The following is a 16787-nucleotide window of genomic DNA, read 5'->3' as shown; positions in this document are numbered from 1 at the left end:
CGTCAGCGGACGATGTGGAAATCGCAATAGAGATCGGTCTCGGTGACGGCGCCGGCCTCGAAATCGGCGAGGTCTACATCGGCGAGATCGTCGTCGCTCTCCAGCAGCCCTTCCAGACGCGCGCGCACCTCCGGCACCTTCAGGTCGCTGCGCAGGATCCGCCCGCGCGACTGGCGGATCAGCCCCTTGTAGGTTTCCGGGTTGGGCATCAGCCAGCCCTTGCTGCCCTGCTGCAGCGCGAACGCCTCATCGGTCGGGATCAGCACCACCAGTTCGGGATGCGTCATCAGTTCCAGCCCCTGCCCCTTCAACGTCGCATTGTGGCTGCCATGATGGCCGACCTTGTAAAGCCGTGCGCGCGCCAGCAGTTGCGCGGTGGTGATGTCCAGCTTGGCCCGCGTCTTGTGGTCGGCATAATCGACCTTCTCCCACGACAGCCAGTTGCCGACCTGCGCATCGGCGGCGAACAGCATCGTCGTGCCGTCCGGCAGCGCGAAGGCGATGACGAGGCTGGAATTGTTGGTGTTGCTGTCCATGCGGATCGCCAGCGCATTTTCGACCGGCGCCATCACATTGCCGATCTGGCGATAGCCCTGCCACCGCCCGCACAGGAAATCCTGCGCGCAGGCATGGCCGGCGGGCGCAGTGCGGCCGGCAAAGCGGCATGGCGTAATCGCATCCACATAATGTTCGCGCAGGAAGGTTTCCGCCGGGCTGAGGTCGCGCGGCGTCGCCGGTGAAAGCTGTTCCAGCGTGCGCCAGCGATACCGATCCGAGAAGGGCGAGCGCGCCTGCGCCCGTGCATTGTCGCCCCCCGACGCATCGATGCCGAGATAGGTCTCCTTGGCCTCGCCGCTGGAGGGCAGCGCCTTGAACAGCAGTTTCTCGTCGCGCGGCGGCCCCAGCACATGCGCGCGCAGTCCGTTATTCCCCGGCGTATCGAGCACATGGCCAGGCGAGAGATAGGTGATGCCACCGGCCACCGCCTTGAGCTGCGCATAGATCTCCCGGCTGTTGCGCGGCTTCTTGCCCGCGGCAAGCGCGGCGGGATCCTCGTCCACCCCCTCGAACGCGGGCAGGCCGAACACGTCGCCCGCGACCGGCGTCGGCACGTCCAGCGCAATGCGCAGTGCGGCGAGCTTCTGGTGGCCAGCCGCAAAACGCTCCTGCAGGCTCACCCCCATGCTGTCGTCGGGATCCTCGGTCCAGCCGAGCCAAAGTTCGCCGATCTCGATCTTGCGCCCGTTGCGGAACGCCGCCTCATCGGGCGCCTCGATCACGTCGAAGAACCATCCCGAGGCGAACTTGAAGCCGGCGATATGATCGAAATGCTCATGCGTGACGACCAGCAGGTCGAGCTTGCCGCCTGTCCGCTGCCAGATATCTGACGCTACCTCGCGCATCCGCGTCGGCGCGCCCGACGTGCCTTGCAATATGCCGAAGTCGATGAGGATATGGCTCTCCGACCCCGCCTGCCCCGCCGTGATCAGGAAGCAATCGCCGAGGAAGCCGCGATACATGCGGACGGTAACGGGCGCGCTCATTCATGGCCTCCGTGCATGAAGCAGAAGGGCTCCATCCTCAACGCCATGCCGTCCACCGTCATCGCCAGCGCCGCCTCGTCACCGAGGATGAAGCGGCGCTGCTCGGCAAGCCGCTCATCCTTGTCGACGCGCTTGCGGACGATGTGGGTCAGCCGCCCGTCGTTGAGGTTGACGATGATCGTGGCGCCGCCGAGGAAAACGAAGTCGCTGTCGACACGCTCCTCGGAATCGGGATGCTCGAGCGTGTGAGCGTCCTTCGGCCCATGCTCGTCCGCCTCGCGCTGCGCATTGGGATCGAAATAGCCGTAGCGCTTCTGGGTGACCTGCGCGATCAGCTGATAGAGTTCGCGACCCTCCACCGTGCGCCGCCGCGCGATCCGCACCGAATGAACCTCGAACTTGGGCGCGCGCCGCCCGCTGCTGGTGGTGCGGCACTCGACCGTCTGGCACGGCTCCGTCGCATCCAGCAGCCGCAATCGCAGGCCCAGCAATTTTTCCCACAGCCGGTCCTTCACCGCGCCATCGGACCTTTCGAGCCATCGGTGCAGCGCGCGCTGGTTGTGCAGCACGATACGCATCGATTCCTCGCGCATATTGGGCTCATGCACCTCGGGATCGCGATATTCGGAATAGTTGATGAAGTCGTTGCGCAGCTCCCACGGCATCTTCGGCGGCGCGCTTTCGGGGCGGCTTTCCTCTTCCGTCCGCCGCGACGAGGTGCCTGGCTCGGCGAAGCGCGGCGTGTAGGTCATGCCCCCCAGCGCATCCGCGAACAGCGTGTTGGCATCCGCGCCGTCCGCCAGCACCGCGAATTCTGACATGTCGGGCGCTTCCCAGCACAGGCTTTCGGGCGCGTAGGAGAGGCAGCCCGGCACCGGGATGCCGCGCTTGCGGAAAGCCTCGGCGATCGCCACACGATATTTCAGCGGATCGTCGGGATAAAGGTCGGTGTCCGCGGTCATGATCGCGCGCAAATATTCGCCGAAGGTGGCAGAGACGGCGGGCAGATAGTCAAGCGCGCGCACGCACATCTGCATCACGCTGGCGGCGGTCTTGCACGCCTCCGCCGCCAGCCGTGTCACTAGCGCTTCGGGCAGCGCATCCTGCTGGCCGGCGACGGTGTCGGTCATCCGGAACAGGTCGAGCGTGCGCCGTTCGTAGATCGTGACGAATGCGTCGAAGATCGCCGCGACGAGGAACTGGCCGCGCTCATGCGGCTCGGCGACGTCGGAGATGCGCTTCACCTTCGCCGCCGCCTCGGCCTCGCCACCGGTGCGGCCGACGCTGGCATTGTGCAGGGCGCGGTCCATCGCGCGCTGTTCCTCGCCCAACGTGTCCAGCGCTTTGCGCAACGCCCCGCGCCGTCCCGTGGCCCAGCCGAACTGCTCGGCAAGCCCGGTCAGCAGGCTGACGGAGCGCAGCAACCCGCGGGTGCGGGCGAGCTCATGCGCGACGACGCGGCGCATAGAGAAATGCTGCATCAGCGCGACGATGTCCGCGAACCCCTCATGGAACGCCAGGCTGTCCTCGTTGCTCGCCTCCACCGAGCGGCGGCGCATGCCGTGGAGGATCGCATGCGTCGTCTCATGCGCGATGATGTCCTGGGAAAGCGCGGTGAACACCCAGGGTGCGTCGAGCCCGGGCGCCGGCGGCGTGCCCTTGAAATAGCCGAACAGCAGCGCCGCCTTGGCCGGGCTGTAATAGGCGTTCGCCGCCAGCATCGCGTGCGGATAGATGCGCAGGCGCTTGATGAAGTCGGGATAATAGCGGCCGTTGATCGGCGGCTCGCTGCCGTCGGGCGCGCGAAATTTCCACACCTCTGGCTGCGCCCAGAACACCGGCCGGCCCAGCGCACGTTCGAAATCGAGGATCGTCTTCATCGCCACCGCGAACACCATCTGTTGATGGAATTGCGGGCGCCCTTCCGAAAGCGGCAGGCCGTTCTGCGCGAGCAAGGCCGGCTCGTTCAGGTCGAGCGGCTCATAGAAAGTGCGGCTCGGGAAATCATAGTCAATGATCTCCAGATATTCGTTGGTCGGTCCGATCGTGACCGGATCCTCATAGGGCTGTTCCCACGGCAGTTCGATCTCGGCATCGTTGATCACCGCGGTTTCGAGCGCGACCGACGCGTTGGGATCGAAGGCATAGACGCGCAGCCGCCGTTTGGTCGGTGACGGATGCGGCACTGAGGGAGGAAGATGGCCGGTCGTGACATTCGTCGCCATCGTCGCGCCTCCGCTCAGAGATTGTCTTCGATCACCGCGAAGGCGTTTGGGATCGGCTCGCCGTCCGCGGCGGGGAAGCCGGAGAGGAACTGCTTCATGTCGTCGATCAGCGCGATCACCCGCCGGCGGCTGCCGCCATAGGAAATCGGCTCGCTCGCATCAGGCAGATCCTTGCACAGGTTGATGCAGCCGATCGAGGCGAGAAAGCCGATGCCGGGGTGAATCAAGATCTCGCTGCGATCGCCCGTCTTCAGCAGTTCGATGCCCGGCTTGCGGATCGCCGCCTGGTTCTCGTTGCTGGTATAGTTCAGCGTCGAATATTTGCCGCCCGCCTGCGTCGCCAGCGGATAGCGGCCCGGCTTGATGCGGACGCCCTTCGTCTCGTTGGAGCTCGGCCCCCGCGATTCCGCAGTCATCCCCGAAAGCTCGGCGACCGGCGCGCCATCATGGAAGACCTGATAGAGCCCGATCGTGCGAACCTTGCCGTCGCTGGCGCGCTTCTGCGTCGACTTGCGGACGATCAGGATTTCCCAACCCGTGTTGCTGATCGGCATGCAGCACCCCCTCGTGCCGCGCGTCTTTGCGACGGGCGACGCGATATCCTACGCCTTTCGGGCCACATCTATTGGATAATTGCGACACCGCTCGGCCTCCTCTCAATCGCGAGCGGCAGATCGAAGGATTGTCACTCGCGCGTGTGGAAAGGGAGCGTGCCATGCACGTCGAGTGTCAGATCGTGTCGCGCATACGTGTGACAGGCATGCCGCCGCTGCAGGCAGCGACCACCGCCTCCAATGTCGGCCGATGCGCTTCGTTGTTGCCGTTCAGTGCGCCCCTCGCCGCGAGCCGGCGAAGGGCGGCGAGGCCGCTGGTCGCGCTGTCGCAGACCAACTGCCGGTCGCCCGCAGCCAGCGCAACGCGCAGCAGCGTGAACTGCGCGGTGACGAGACGATTTTGGGTGGAAACACGCGGATCGTCGCGCAACATCTGCTCGTAGAGGCTCACGACGCCGCGCTGGAGCGCCACCGCGTCCTGATGCTTGCCTTGGCTGCTCAGCATCTGCGCGCGCGCGCTGCGCACGGTCGTCGCCAGCGCGCGCAAGGTGCGGTCATTGGGCTCGATGCGCAGCAGTTGGTCGACGCTCGCGCTCGCCGCTGCCACCAACCGCTCGGCTTCGCGCTGCTCGGCGGGCAGGCCGGATGCGATGCCGAAGCCGAAATAGGCGTTGAAGGCGATGAGTTGCAGCACCATCGGATCATTGGGCTCGGCCGCCTCGAGGCGCGTCAGGCGCTGTTCGGCGTCGCGGATGAACGCCAGCCCCTTGGCGAGATCCTCGGTGAAATAGGCGGCGAGCGCGCGATAATGTGATGCTGCGGCGCGATCGAAGGCGGCGGCGCGGCCCTTGCGCATGTTGTTGGGCCAACTGCCGATATCACGCTCCAGCCGGTCCGCGCGGCGGAGCACGAGATCGGGATCCTGCGCCAATATCGCCAGCTCGAGCTGCGCCCGGCGCAAGCGGCTGCGTGCCGCATGCCAGCTTCCATCCCGGGAGGAGGTGGGGACCGCGTCCAATATCCGCTCGGCCTCGCCGGCGACCGCGCCGCCCACGCCGGTGTCGCTGTCCGAATGCGCCTTGACCATCGCATAGTAAGCCAAAGCTTCGGAAAGGCTCACCGCCGCCGCCGGCTGCGGCAGCCCCGGCGCACGCAACATCGCGATGGCGCGCGTCAGATTGGCGCGCGCCTGCGCCACCTGGCCGAGATTGGGCTCGGTCGGCACGCCCTGCAGCCCGGCCAAAGTGACGAGCCCCTGCGCCGCCTCCAGCCGCAGCGTGGGCGAGGCACCGGGCGTGTCGGCGAGCACGGAGAGATAGGATTGCGCGCGCGCTGCAAGGTCGACGCGCGCCGCATTGCTCCCGACGACACGCCGCAGCCGCCCGTCGAGTTCGGAAATGACATAGCGGGCAAGGCTCCGCAACTGCTCGAAGCGTTGCGCCTCGGCAACGCGCGCTGCCTCCGCGCGCCGATAGGCATCGGCGGTGAGCCCCAGCGCCGCCACAAGCGCAACCAGCGCCAGCGTCGCCATTGCCACGCCGAAGCGGTGACGCCCGAGGAAGCGGCGGAAGCGATAACGGCGACCGCCCCCCACCGCGATCACCGGGAAGCCCCCGGCCCAGCGCGCGACATCCTCGCCCAGCGCCTCGGCGGTCGGATAGCGATCCTCCTGCCGCTCGGCGGTCGCACGCGCCACGATCGCGTCGAGATCGGCATCCCGCATGTCGGGCGGCAGCAATTTTGCCAGCAACTTGCCCAGCGAATAGACGTCCGCTGCGGTCGTCACCCGTGCACTCGTCATCCGTTCGGGCGCGGCATAGCCCGGCGTCAGGCTGAGGCTGCTGATCGACGGGCCGGAGACCGGCTGCGGTGCGGCATCGTCGTCCGCTGGCTTAGCGATGCCGAAGTCGATCAGCTTGGCGGTGCCGTCACGCGTGACGAGGATGTTGGACGGGGTGAGATCGCGGTGGACGATGAGGTTGCGGTGCGCAAAGCCGACCGCTGCGCAAATGTCGCGGAACAGCCTCAGCCGTTCCGCCGGGCTCGCGCCCTGCCCGTCCGCCCATTGCAGCAGCGGCAGGCCGTCGACCAATTCCATGATGATGTAGGGCGCGCCCGCCTCGGTCTCGCCGCCATCATAGAGCTGCGCGATGTTTGGGTGCGAAAGCTGCGCCATCGTCTGGCGCTCGCGGCGGAAACGCTCGACCAGCCGCTCGGAGAGCAGGCCGGGCTTGATCAGCTTGATCGCCACCGCATGGACGAAATCGCCGGTGGCGCGCTCGCCGCGATAGACCGCGCCCATGCCGCCGCCGCCGATGCGGCCGGTGATGCGATAGGCGCCGACGCGCTCGGGCGGCGGCGGTTCCGCCACCATGTCGACTGCGCCGCCGGTGCGCAGTTCCGCCGCGCGGTCGGCCGCCGCCATCGCCAGCACCCGCAGCCTCAGCGCCGGTTCGCCCACGGTCTCGCGCTCCAGCCAGCCGGGGCGATCGACTTCATCGACATCGAGCATCCGTTCGAACAGCGCGATCGCGGCGCGCTCGATTGCCGGATCAGTCATCACCCACCGGATTGTCGATGGCGTCGAGCAGCCATGCGCGCGCCACCTGCCAGCGCCGCTTCGCGGTCGCTTCCGACATGCCCGCCACCAGCGCGACATCCCCCATCGACATTCCTCCGAAATACCGCATCTCGACCAGCTCCGTCAGTTGAGGGTCGATCGCCCCCAGACGAATAAGCGCGGTTTCCAGGTGAATCAGGTCAAAGCGACGGTCGCCCTCGATCTGGGTGCACAATTCCACCTTCACGTGGCGGCGCTTGTCGGAATCGCGGGCGCGGGCATGGTCGACCAGCGCGTTGCGCATCAGCCGCGAGGCGAGCGCCATGAAATGGGCGCGGTCGGCCAGGTCGATGCGCTCGATCCGCATCAGCCGCACCACCGCCTCGTTGATCAGGTCGCCGGTGGACAGCGAACTGTTCCGCTCGCCGCGCAGCCGCGCCGCCGCGATCTGGGCGAGTTCGGGATAGAGGCGCGTCACCAGCCGGTCGCGCGCGGAGACATCGCCCCCACGCCAGCGCACGACCAACTCGACAGTGCTCTCCCCATCCATGGGCCTTGCCTTGCATGCGCTGCGGACGCGCACAAGCGGGGTGTAATGCCTTGGGAATGCACATCATGCGGATGCGCCAACGGCCAAGCGCGGCCGCGCCTTCGGGTTCGACATTCCCGGTGGCTGCTGTATTCTGATCGCCGAGTCGTAAGAACAAAAGACGGGCGCAAGATGTTGGCCCGGCTGGAATCGGCATGTCGCCGTGGTCTGGCCGGCAGGGAGATCTGTTGTGCGCGCTCGTCCGTTGCTTGCCTCACTTCCGCTCGTCGCTGCGCTGTTCTGCGGCACCGCCCTTTCCGGCGTTGCCCATGCGCAGATGATGGCGCCCAGCCTGCTCGACAGCTTCCGCCTCGGCACCGGCGGCGGCGTGCTCTGCCAGGCGCAGAATGCCAGCCGCGATCCGGCGCTGAAGGGCATGTTCGATCGCGCCTGGACCGTGGTGTGCCGCGATGCCGCCCGCCCCATCGCCAAACTGTATGCGCTGCGCACCGACCAGCCCGACCTGATGGCGCGCCTGGCGGATGCGCGCGCGAAGGAGGTCGATTGCGGCGCGGAGGGCCAGGGCAGCATCCCCGGGCTCGGGCCGGTGTCGGTCACGCGCTGCCGCCTGAAGGCCGCCGAGGTCGAATATACCGCCTACACCTATCGCAAGGGCCGCACGCTCTACGTCGCCGAAGGGCTTGCGGGCTATGACAGCGCGCTCGCGCTCGGCCTGCGCACGATCGTCGACGATCGCATCGCCGATGGCATGGTCACGGTCGCGACGACCTCGGTCTCCAACCCCGCAGCGTTCGCGCGCGTGCAGGCCGGCACGCTCGATCCCGATCAGGCGCTGGCCGAGGGCTATCGCCGCAACGCCAGCGGCGACTATGCCGAGGCGGCCGAATTCTTCGCGACCTTGCAGCAGCGCGCGGGGCAGGACGAGGCGCAGCGTGAGCGGTCGGGCGAATATCTGATCAACCAGGCGTTGCAGAAGTCCAATCTCGGCGAGTTCGCGGAAGCTGACCGGTTGTTCGCCGAGGCGGAGCGCGTCCCGACCAGCGACAGGGTGGAATCCCGGCTGCGGCGCAACTTCATGGCGCTCCACCTGCTCAACCAGCAGAAGCTGCCCGAGGCGCTGGCGGTGCTCGACAAGCCGATGGCGCAGATGGACGATCCGATCCCCGTGCGCGGCTCGGCGATCGAGATCGGCGCCGACGTCGCCGCCGAGATCAACAGCGGCCTGCCCGTCGCCCAGCGGCTCGGCGCGACCGAGAGCACCGCGCTGACCCCGGTGGAGCGTGCGGCGATCCTCGATGCGCAGGCCGGCCAGCTTCGCGGGACGATCTGGCGGCTCCAGGGCCGCCCCGCCGAGGCGCGGACCGCGCTGGAAAAGGCGCTCACCGATGCGGTGGCGGTGCGCGAGGGGCGGATCGTTTCGATCACCCGCCTGCGCGCGCAGATACTCGCCGAAATAGCGCTGGCCGAAGAGGCCAGCGGCAATGTCGCCGGCGGCGAGGCGCGGCTGCGCGAGGCGCTGACGCTGCTGCAGACCCAATATCCCGAAACCAGCGCGGTCAACGGCGCGCGCGCGCGGCTGGCCGCGTACCTCGCGCGGCACGAGCAGGCCGATGCGGCGATGGCGATCTATGCCGAGGTGATCCGCTCCGCCAGCAGCAATGGCGGCTCGATCACCGGCATCGCCAACCAGATCGCGCCCTATTATGCGCTGCTCGTCGAGCGGATGCCCGCCAATCCGGCGCTGGCCGACGATTTCTTCCTCGCCAGCCAGGTGTTCGTCCGCCCCGGCGTTGCCGATACCCAGGCGGTGCTTGCCCGCGAACTGAGCGAGGGCGGCAGCGAGGCGGCGCGGCTGTTCCGCCAGTCGGTAACCTTGTCGCGCGACATCGAGCGCAACCGCATCGAACTGGCGCAGGCGACGATGCGCGTCGAACAGGAGGGCGTCGCCCCTGTCGACGTCAACGCGATCCGCACCTCGCTGATCCAGCTCGAGGCGCAGCAGGCGGCGACGCAGGCTCTGCTCGGCAATTATCCGCAGTTCCGCGCGGTCGCCGCCTCGACGCTGACGCTCGCCGACCTCAAGGGAACGCTGAAGCCCGGCGAAGCCTATATGAAGCTGCTGACCGTCGGCGGCACGCTCTACGCCTTCTACACCTCCCCCGCACTGACAACCGCCTATCGCCTGCCGATCAGCTCGGGCGAGCTCGATACCAAGGTGAATTCGATCCGCGAGACCATCGCCAGCGAGGTCAACGGCCAGTTGCTGACCTATCCGTTCGACATGGACAGCGCGCGCAGCCTGTTCGTGTCGTTGATGGGTCCGGTCTCGGCCGATCTCGCCAATATCACCCACCTCGTGTTCGAGCCCGATGGCGGCATGCTGCGGCTGCCCGTCAACCTGCTGGTCGAGGATGATGCGAGCGTGCAGCGCGTCGCCGCACGTGTCACGCAGCCGGGGGCAGATCCGTTCGACGTCAGCGGCGTCAACTGGCTGGGCCGCAACCGCGCGGTCAGCACCGCGGTTTCGGCGCGCGCGTTCCGCGACACGCGCATGGTCCGCCAGTCGGCGGCGACGCGGCAATATATCGGCTTCGGCCAGAACGCGCCGGTGGGCGGCAGCGTGCAGCTCGCCGCAACCCGGTCGATGAGCGGCGCCGGCAGCACCGGTTGCGACTGGCCGCTGACCGCGTGGGACCGGCCGATCTCCGCTGCCGAGTTGCGCACCGCCAGCAACGCTCTGGGCGATCCCTCTTCCGCGATCGTCACCGGCGCAAAGTTCACCGACACCGACGTCGTCTCGCGCGGCGATCTTGGCAGCTATCGCATCCTTCATTTCGCCACCCATGGCTTCGTCACCGCGCCGCGCGTGGGCTGCCCGGCGCGACCGGCGCTGCTGACCTCGTTCGGCCCGGCGGGTCAATCAGACGGGCTGCTGAGCTTCGGTGAAATCTTCGACCTCAAGATCGATGCCGACCTCGTCATCCTTTCGGCCTGCAACACCGCGGGCACGGCCTCGATCGCTGCAACGCGGGAAGCAGGCGTCACCACCGGCGGCGGCACCGCGATGGACGGCCTGGTGCGCGCCTTCATCGGCGCGGGCGGCCGTTCGGTGCTCGCCAGCCACTGGCCCGCGCCCGACGATTTCGACGCGACGCAGAAGCTGATGAGCAGCCTGTTCGAGGATGGCCGTGGCGAGAGCATCGGCCAGGCTGTGCGCGGCGCGACGGTGAAGCTGATGAACGACCCGCTGACCTCGCACCCCTATTACTGGGCGGGGTTCGCGCTGGTCGGGGACGGGGCACAGCCCCTGCTCGCCGCCCGCTGAGGATCGGCGCCGGGGAAGACATGGCGGAGGAGGATGACAGCCAGGCGCCGCCGCAGCGGCTGAAGCTCGCACGGCAGGTGATCCGGCAGACGGGCTGGGTGCGGCTGGCCGCCACCGCCCTCTTCCTGGTGTTCGCAGTCTTCGTCGCGCGTTACAGCTGGTCGATCCCGCTCATCAAGGATGCCGCGCGCGCCTTCTACGGCATGCGCCTGCTCGTTGCAGCGCCCGCGGTCGGGCAGGACCAGCGCATCGTGCTCGTCACCTATAATGACGAGACATTGCGCAACACCGGCATCCGATCGCCGCTGGACCGGGCGATCCTGGCGCGCGCGCTGCGCCAGCTCGACGCCATGGGCGCAAAGGCGGTCGGCATCGACGTGATGATCGATCAGCCCCGCCCCGAGGATCCCGAACTGATCGCGGCGCTCGCTTCGATGCGGATCCCCACCTACCTCGCCTTCGCCACCAATGAGGCGGCACCACGCGTCATCCAGCTCTGGCAGGAAGAGTTCGTCCGCAACTTCAAGGTACAGGTGCGCAACCCCAACGTCCGCTTCGCGCACATCATCGTCGATCCCGATCCCGAGGACGGGGTGATGCGGAGCTGGCCGCGCCCGCGTCCGGGGCTGCCACCCAGCTTCGCCAATGCGCTGGCCGGCGGCGTCCACCCTGAGATGAAGAACTATACCGGCAGCATCGCCTATCGGCTGCCCGCCGATCCATCGGTGCCGGTGTTCAGCAATCTGCCGATCGACCTCGTCGCCGATCCGGAGACCGCCCCCCTCATCGCGCCGCAGATCCGCGGCCGCATCGTGATGATCGGCACCGACGTGCTCGAGATCGACCGCTTCGACACGCCGATCAACCTGCGCCCCGCCCCGCCCGCCGCCGCGGATATGGCCGCCGGCGAGGAGCCCGCCGACCTCAACGAACGCATCCCCGGCGTCGAGATCCACGCGACGATGCTCGCACAGCAGCTCGACGGCATCGTCATGCGCCATGTGCCCGATTGGGCGCTGTGGCTGGCGTCGGTGCTGGTGGTCGTCGCCGCGATCGCCACCAGTCTCGCCGATCTCAGGCCCTGGAAGCTGGCGATCGCGCTGGTGCTCCAGATCGTCAGCTTCGGCCTCGTGCCGTTCTGGATGCAGCAATGGGGCGTCGATACGCAGTTCCTGCCGGCCTTCGGCTGGATCGTCGGCTGGGTGATCGCCTTCACCGCCGCCAGCTCCGCCGCGCGCGCGGTCAATTCGGAACAGAGGCGCTTCGCCCAGTCCGCGCTCGGCAAATATCTGCCGCGCGACATCGCCAATGAGATCATGCGCGATCCCGAACGGCTCGCGCTCCACGGCGAGAAGCGCGGCATCTTCGTGGTGTTCACCGATCTCGAAGGCTTCACCAAACTCAGCCACGCGATCGAGCCGGAGATGGTGGCGCTCCTGCTCAACCGCTATCTCGACATGCTGAGCGCGGTGGTGCTGCGCCATGGCGGCACGATCGACAAGTTCGTCGGTGACGCCGTGGTCGCCTTCTGGGGCGCGCCGATCTCCCGCCCCGACGATGGCGAGCGGGCGGCGCGGGCGGCGCGCGCGATGTTCGAGGCGGGCGAGGAATTCCGCCGGTCGGTGCCGCCGGGCCTGCCGCCGATCGGGCGCACGCGGGTGGGGCTGCACTACGGCGAGGCGATCGTGGGCAATTTCGGCGGCGAAGGCCGCATCCAGTATACCGCGCTGGGTGACAGCATGAACACGGCGGCTCGGCTGGAAGCCGCCAACAAGCAGCTCAAGACCACCGTGCTCGCCAGCCGCGACGCCGTGGATCGGTCCGGGCTCGACTGGTGGCGGCCGATGGGGACGGTCACCTTGCGCGGCCGCTCCACGCCGATCGAGGTGTTCGAGCCGGTGCCCGACATGCCGTCCGAAGCGCGTGACCGCATGCGCATGCTGTTCTCGCTGGGCAGCCTCAGCGCGCGCGAACTCTGCGCCTTGCTCGCGGCAGAGGCGCCGATCGAGGATGAGGATCCGGCGCTGCAATACCTGATCGAACGGCTGAACAAGACGAAGGAGGGCAGCTTTGTTCTGGACTGACCGCTCGTTCGCATGCGCCATGGCAGGCCCGCTGGCCGCGGCCGCGCTTCTCGCGGCGCCGCTGCCCGCCGCCGCACGCACCGTGATCATCAAGTCGATCGGCCCCGTTGCGGCGCGCTATCCGCGCGGGATGGTGCTGCCCGATCGCGTCCGCATCCAGCTCAGCCGCCTCGATGCGATCACCTTGCTTGACGATCAGGGCACCCGCGCCTTTCGCGGGCCGATCGCGATCTCGATGCCGCTGCCGCGCAATCGCTATCGCGTACGCCCGGTGCTTGCCGGTTTCCTTCGTGCGCTCTCCCCCTCGGAAGTGCTCGCAGCGCTTGGACGGCCACCCGCCCCTGCCATCTCACCCGGCCGCAGCAGCCGCTTGGCGCGCCGTGCCGCGCCCTCGGCCATCCCCGCGCCCGCCGCCGGCCTGGCCCCCACCCCCGCGGAGGCGATGGCCAATCTGTGGCTGATCGACCCGCAGCAATCGGGCGCATTCTGCCTACCGGCGGCCGAGGCCGCGACCATCCTCGATCGCTGGCCCGGCCGCCCCCTGCGCGTGGTGCCGCTGGAGGGAGGCCCTTCGATCGACAATATCGGCAGTGAAGGCGGCATCGGCTGGCCGGTAACGGCGGTGCCGATCGTCAGCGGACGCAGCTATGTCCTCGGCGATGGCGGCCCGCAGCGCGCAGTGGTGAAGCTGGTCGTGCTCGATGGGCTGACGGCGGAACCCGATCCGGCAGACCTCGCCGTCAAGCTCGCATCGGCGGGATGCGATTTGCAGCTTGAAAGGCTCGCGGCTGATGCGCCGATCAACGGACCGGAGTAAGATGCTGCGCAGAGTCGTGCGCCTGTGCCGACGATCACTGCGCGAGTCGCAGGTGGGGCGTAGTTGGGGCGCAGCAGTTGGTGGCCCAGATTCGCCACTGCCCGCCAGGTTCAGGATCGGCTCAGACCCGATCGGCGATGTTGCAGTGGGATGAGGCAAAGGCTCCGGCGCGAAAGACCGCCGGAGGACCAGAATGCGGGAGGTGAAGGTGTTGGTTAAGAAGCTCAAGGCCCTCGGTTACGCCGCCGGTGTCGCGGCGCTGGCCGGTACCGCCGGGGTGGCCGCGGCGAAGACGATCGTTGTGCGTGCCACCGGCCCGTCGTCGGCCGCCTATCCGGCCGGCAAGGTGCTGCCGGACAATGGCACGATCACGCTGAAGCCGGCCGACGTGCTGGTGGTGCTCGACAGCCGCGGCACGCGCACCTTGCGCGGCAGCGGCCCGCACCAGCTTGCCGGCGCGACGCAGACCGCGGCGACGACGCAGACCGCGTTCCAGCGCCTGCTGACCGACAGCGGCGGCCGCCCCTCGCGCGGCGGCGTCTCGCGTGACCCGACCACCGGCGCGACGATCGCGACCAGCCCCAATCTGTGGTTCGTCGATGTGCGGCAGGGCGGCACGGTCTGCGTGGCCGATGCGAACACGCTGAAGCTGTGGCGGCCCTCGCTCGACGGCAGCGCCAAGGCGACGATCACCGCCGCCGGCGGCCAGGCGAACAGCATCGATTTCGCCAAGGGCGCGATGGTGCGGGAATGGCCGTCGCAGCTTCCGGTGACCGATGGTGCCACCTATCGCGTCCAGATGGACGGCGCCCAACCCGTGACGATCCGCTTCGCGCTGGTGCCCACCGGCACCGCCGCGCGGGCGCTGCCCGACACGGCGGAGGCGCTGGCGCAGCACGGCTGCACCGCGCAGCTCAACCTGCTGGCGCAGGCGGTCAGTGCCGACGGCTCGGCGCCGCCGGTCGGTTGACACATCATGCGATCCGCCTCGCTGCAGCAACGGCGTGGCGGCGCGTGCCCTGGCCAAGCCCTTGTAACTGCGGGGCGTGGCTGGTAGCCAATTGAGGTGGTCTAATCGCGAGTCACGCGATGGGCCAAGCTCCGTGGGTCGTCGGAGTGCGGTGTTCCGGGCCAGTGCCCGCCGCCGCTGCAGCCGCCAACGAGTGGCCTGTGCGTAGCGGTCGGCCCCATGCCCGGCTCGCGGCGGCGTTGGCTGGACGGAGGAGGCAATCGGCCCCTCCAGACCCCTTTGCCGTTGCGTGGCCGTTTCCGGTTGTGCGGTGCGACCTCGCAAGGGGGATGGGGAATGCGCTTGATCCGGACGAGGCCGCGGCTCGCCGCAACTTTGCTCACCGGAAGTTTCTGTATCGGCCTGGCTCCATGGCAGGCGGTGGCGCAAACCACGCCGCCGGAATTCCCCGCACAGAATCCGTCGACCGGCCAGACCCGTGAAGAGATCGAGCGCGGCCGCGCGGAACCGCTCGATCAGACGCGCGGGCCGCGGCTGAGCGTCGAGGGCGAGGTCGAACGCGCGCCCTGCCCGCTTGCCGATCCGCAATATGGCGAGATCAGCGTCACCTTGTCCGAAGTCGCCTTCGACAATCTCACCGGCGTGCCCGCGGAGCGGCTGCGCCCCGCCTATGCCGAATTCCTCGGCAAGCCGGTGCCGATCGCCACCGTCTGCGAGATCCGCGATCGCGCCGCCACCATCCTGCGCAGCGACGGCTATCTGGCGGCGGTGCAGGTGCCCGCGCAGCGCATCGAAAATGGCGTCGTCCATTTCGACGTGCTGATGGCCAAGCTGGTCGGCATCCAGGTGCGCGGCGACGCTGGCAATTCCGAACGCACCATCGCCGGCTATCTGGAAAAGATCCGCGAACAGCCGGTGTTCAACATCCGCGATGCCGAGCGCTATCTGCTGCTCGCGCGCGACCTGCCCGGTTTCGACGTGCGGCTGGTGCTGCGCCCGGCGGGCACCGCGCGCGGCGAGGTGATCGGTGAGGTCGCGGTAGTCCGCCGCCCGGTCGAGGTCGACGTTAATTTCCAGAATTTCGGTTCCCGCGATGTCGGCCGCTTCGGCGCCAATGCCCGCGTCCAGTTCAACGGGCTGACCAGCCTGGGGGATCGCACGACGATCGGCTATTTCGCCACCGCCGACTTCAAGGAACAGCATGTCCTGCAGGCCGGCCACGCCTTCAAGCTGGGGCGTGAAGGCCTGGGGATCAGCGGCGATCTCACCTATGCCTGGACCAAGCCCTCGCTCGAGGGCGGCATCAACCTCAAGTCGAAGACGCTCGCCGCCTCGCTGGCGGTCAGCTATCCGCTGATCCGTTCGCAGAGCCGCAACCTGTTCGCCTCGGGCGGCCTCGACTATGTCGACCAGGACGTGACCGTGGTCGGCCTGCCGCTGACCGAGGATCATCTCCGCGTCGCCTTCGCCCGCCTCGATTATGAGGCGATCGACGATGACAGCGTGACCAGCGGCGTCGGCTACAACGCGGTCGAACCGCGCTGGCGCGTCGGCGTTTCCGCGGAGCTGCGCCAGGGCCTCGATATCTTCGGCGCGAGCGATCCATGCGGGCGCAACTTCGCCAACTGCACGGGTGCCAGCAACGTGCCGCTCAGCCGCATCGAGGGCGATCCCACCGCCTTCGTCGCGCGGCTTTCGGGCACCGCCGAATATCGCCCCACCCCGTTCTGGGCCTTCGCACTCTCCCCGCGCGCGCAATATGCGCCGAACGCGCTTCTTTCCTATGAGGAATTCTCGGCGGGCAACTACACCGTCGGGCGCGGTTATGATCCGGGCAGCCTGATCGGCGACAGCGGCGTCGGCGTGCAGGCGGAAGTGCGCCTCGGCAGCATCCTGCCGCGCGAGCGCGATGGCTTCGCCTTCCAGCCCTATGCCTTCTTCGACGCCGCCTGGGTGTGGAACGAGGATGCCGCGTTCGACGGGATCGACCCCCAGAAGCTTTATTCGGCGGGCGGCGGCGTTCGCGCGGCGTGGGGCGATCGCGCCCGGCTCGACGTCAATGTCGCGGCCCCGCTCAGGCGTGTGGGTCTTCAGGAAGATCGCGGGGATGTCCGCGTGCTGGTGTCGCTTACCGCGCGGCTGGCGCCGTGGCGGTAAG

10 protein-coding genes are annotated in these 16787 nt (G+C 68.2%); 5 read left to right on the top strand and 5 right to left on the bottom strand.

The annotated features are described in order from the left end of the window. Positions 1-2: 2 nt before the first annotated feature. The 5 genes from FHS96_RS04100 to FHS96_RS04080 form a co-directional block, all read right to left on the bottom strand. Positions 3-1544: an MBL fold metallo-hydrolase gene (locus FHS96_RS04100; RefSeq protein WP_429588126.1), complete on the bottom strand. Its 1542-nt coding sequence runs from the start codon at positions 1542-1544 to the stop codon at positions 3-5. After that, positions 1541-3769, bottom strand: coding sequence for a gluzincin family metallopeptidase (locus FHS96_RS04095; protein ID WP_429588124.1), 2229 nt, complete (start codon positions 3767-3769; stop codon positions 1541-1543). The genes FHS96_RS04100 and FHS96_RS04095 overlap by 4 nt, the downstream gene beginning before the upstream one ends. Before the next feature lie 14 nt (positions 3770-3783). Beyond that, the gene (locus FHS96_RS04090) at positions 3784-4323 is read right to left on the bottom strand and encodes a hypothetical protein (RefSeq protein WP_429588123.1); all 540 of its coding nucleotides are present in this window, start codon (positions 4321-4323) and stop codon (positions 3784-3786) included. Positions 4324-4498: 175 nt separating this feature from the next. After that, positions 4499-6883: a serine/threonine-protein kinase gene (locus tag FHS96_RS04085; RefSeq protein WP_429588122.1), complete on the bottom strand. Its 2385-nt coding sequence runs from the start codon at positions 6881-6883 to the stop codon at positions 4499-4501. After that, a complete protein-coding gene (locus FHS96_RS04080) occupies positions 6876-7433 on the bottom strand; it encodes an ECF-type sigma factor (RefSeq protein ID WP_429588121.1) in 558 nt (185 codons plus the stop codon). Before FHS96_RS04080 ends, FHS96_RS04085 begins: the two co-directional genes overlap by 8 nt. 229 nt (positions 7434-7662) lie before the next feature. Here FHS96_RS04080 and FHS96_RS04075 point away from each other — a divergent pair, with 229 nt between their 5' ends. The 5 genes from FHS96_RS04075 (at position 7663) to FHS96_RS04055 (ending at position 16786) form a co-directional block, all read left to right on the top strand. Next, entirely contained in the window at positions 7663-10758 is a 3096-nt protein-coding gene (locus FHS96_RS04075; RefSeq protein ID WP_429588120.1) for a CHAT domain-containing protein, read from the top strand. A 20-nt stretch (positions 10759-10778) separates the two neighbouring features. Further along, positions 10779-12842, top strand: a complete 2064-nt coding sequence (locus FHS96_RS04070) for a CHASE2 domain-containing protein (protein WP_429588118.1) — start codon at positions 10779-10781, stop codon at positions 12840-12842. Between the two features lie 19 nt (positions 12843-12861). Further along, on the top strand, positions 12862-13659 hold the full coding sequence (locus tag FHS96_RS04065; protein ID WP_429588116.1) for a hypothetical protein: 798 nt from the start codon (positions 12862-12864) through the stop codon (positions 13657-13659). 202 nt (positions 13660-13861) lie between these two features. Continuing rightward, positions 13862-14629 carry a hypothetical protein gene (locus tag FHS96_RS04060; RefSeq protein ID WP_429588115.1) on the top strand — a complete coding sequence of 256 codons (768 nt, stop codon included), beginning with the start codon at positions 13862-13864 and terminating at the stop codon, positions 14627-14629. 420 nt (positions 14630-15049) lie between these two features. Next, entirely contained in the window at positions 15050-16786 is a 1737-nt protein-coding gene (locus tag FHS96_RS04055; protein ID WP_429588113.1) for a ShlB/FhaC/HecB family hemolysin secretion/activation protein, read from the top strand. Position 16787: the final 1 nt, after the last annotated feature.

Source organism: Sphingomonas zeicaulis (assembly GCF_050433225.1).
Lineage (GTDB): Bacteria > Pseudomonadota > Alphaproteobacteria > Sphingomonadales > Sphingomonadaceae > Sphingomonas_D > Sphingomonas_D zeicaulis.
This window is presented reverse-complemented; position numbering and strand designations above follow the sequence as displayed.

Excerpts from the sequence above, each read along its gene's own strand:
- FHS96_RS04100 (WP_429588126.1), bottom strand. The coding sequence starts at position 1,544 with ATGAGCGCGCCCGTTACCGTCCGCATGTATCGCGGCTTCCTCGGCGAT.
- FHS96_RS04095 (WP_429588124.1), bottom strand. The coding sequence starts at position 3,769 with ATGGCGACGAATGTCACGACCGGCCATCTTCCTCCCTCAGTGCCGCAT.
- FHS96_RS04090 (WP_429588123.1), bottom strand. The coding sequence starts at position 4,323 with ATGCCGATCAGCAACACGGGTTGGGAAATCCTGATCGTCCGCAAGTCG.
- FHS96_RS04085 (WP_429588122.1), bottom strand. The coding sequence starts at position 6,883 with ATGACTGATCCGGCAATCGAGCGCGCCGCGATCGCGCTGTTCGAACGG.
- FHS96_RS04080 (WP_429588121.1), bottom strand. The coding sequence starts at position 7,433 with ATGGATGGGGAGAGCACTGTCGAGTTGGTCGTGCGCTGGCGTGGGGGC.
- FHS96_RS04070 (WP_429588118.1), top strand. The coding sequence starts at position 10,779 with ATGGCGGAGGAGGATGACAGCCAGGCGCCGCCGCAGCGGCTGAAGCTC.
- FHS96_RS04065 (WP_429588116.1), top strand. The coding sequence starts at position 12,862 with ATGGCAGGCCCGCTGGCCGCGGCCGCGCTTCTCGCGGCGCCGCTGCCC.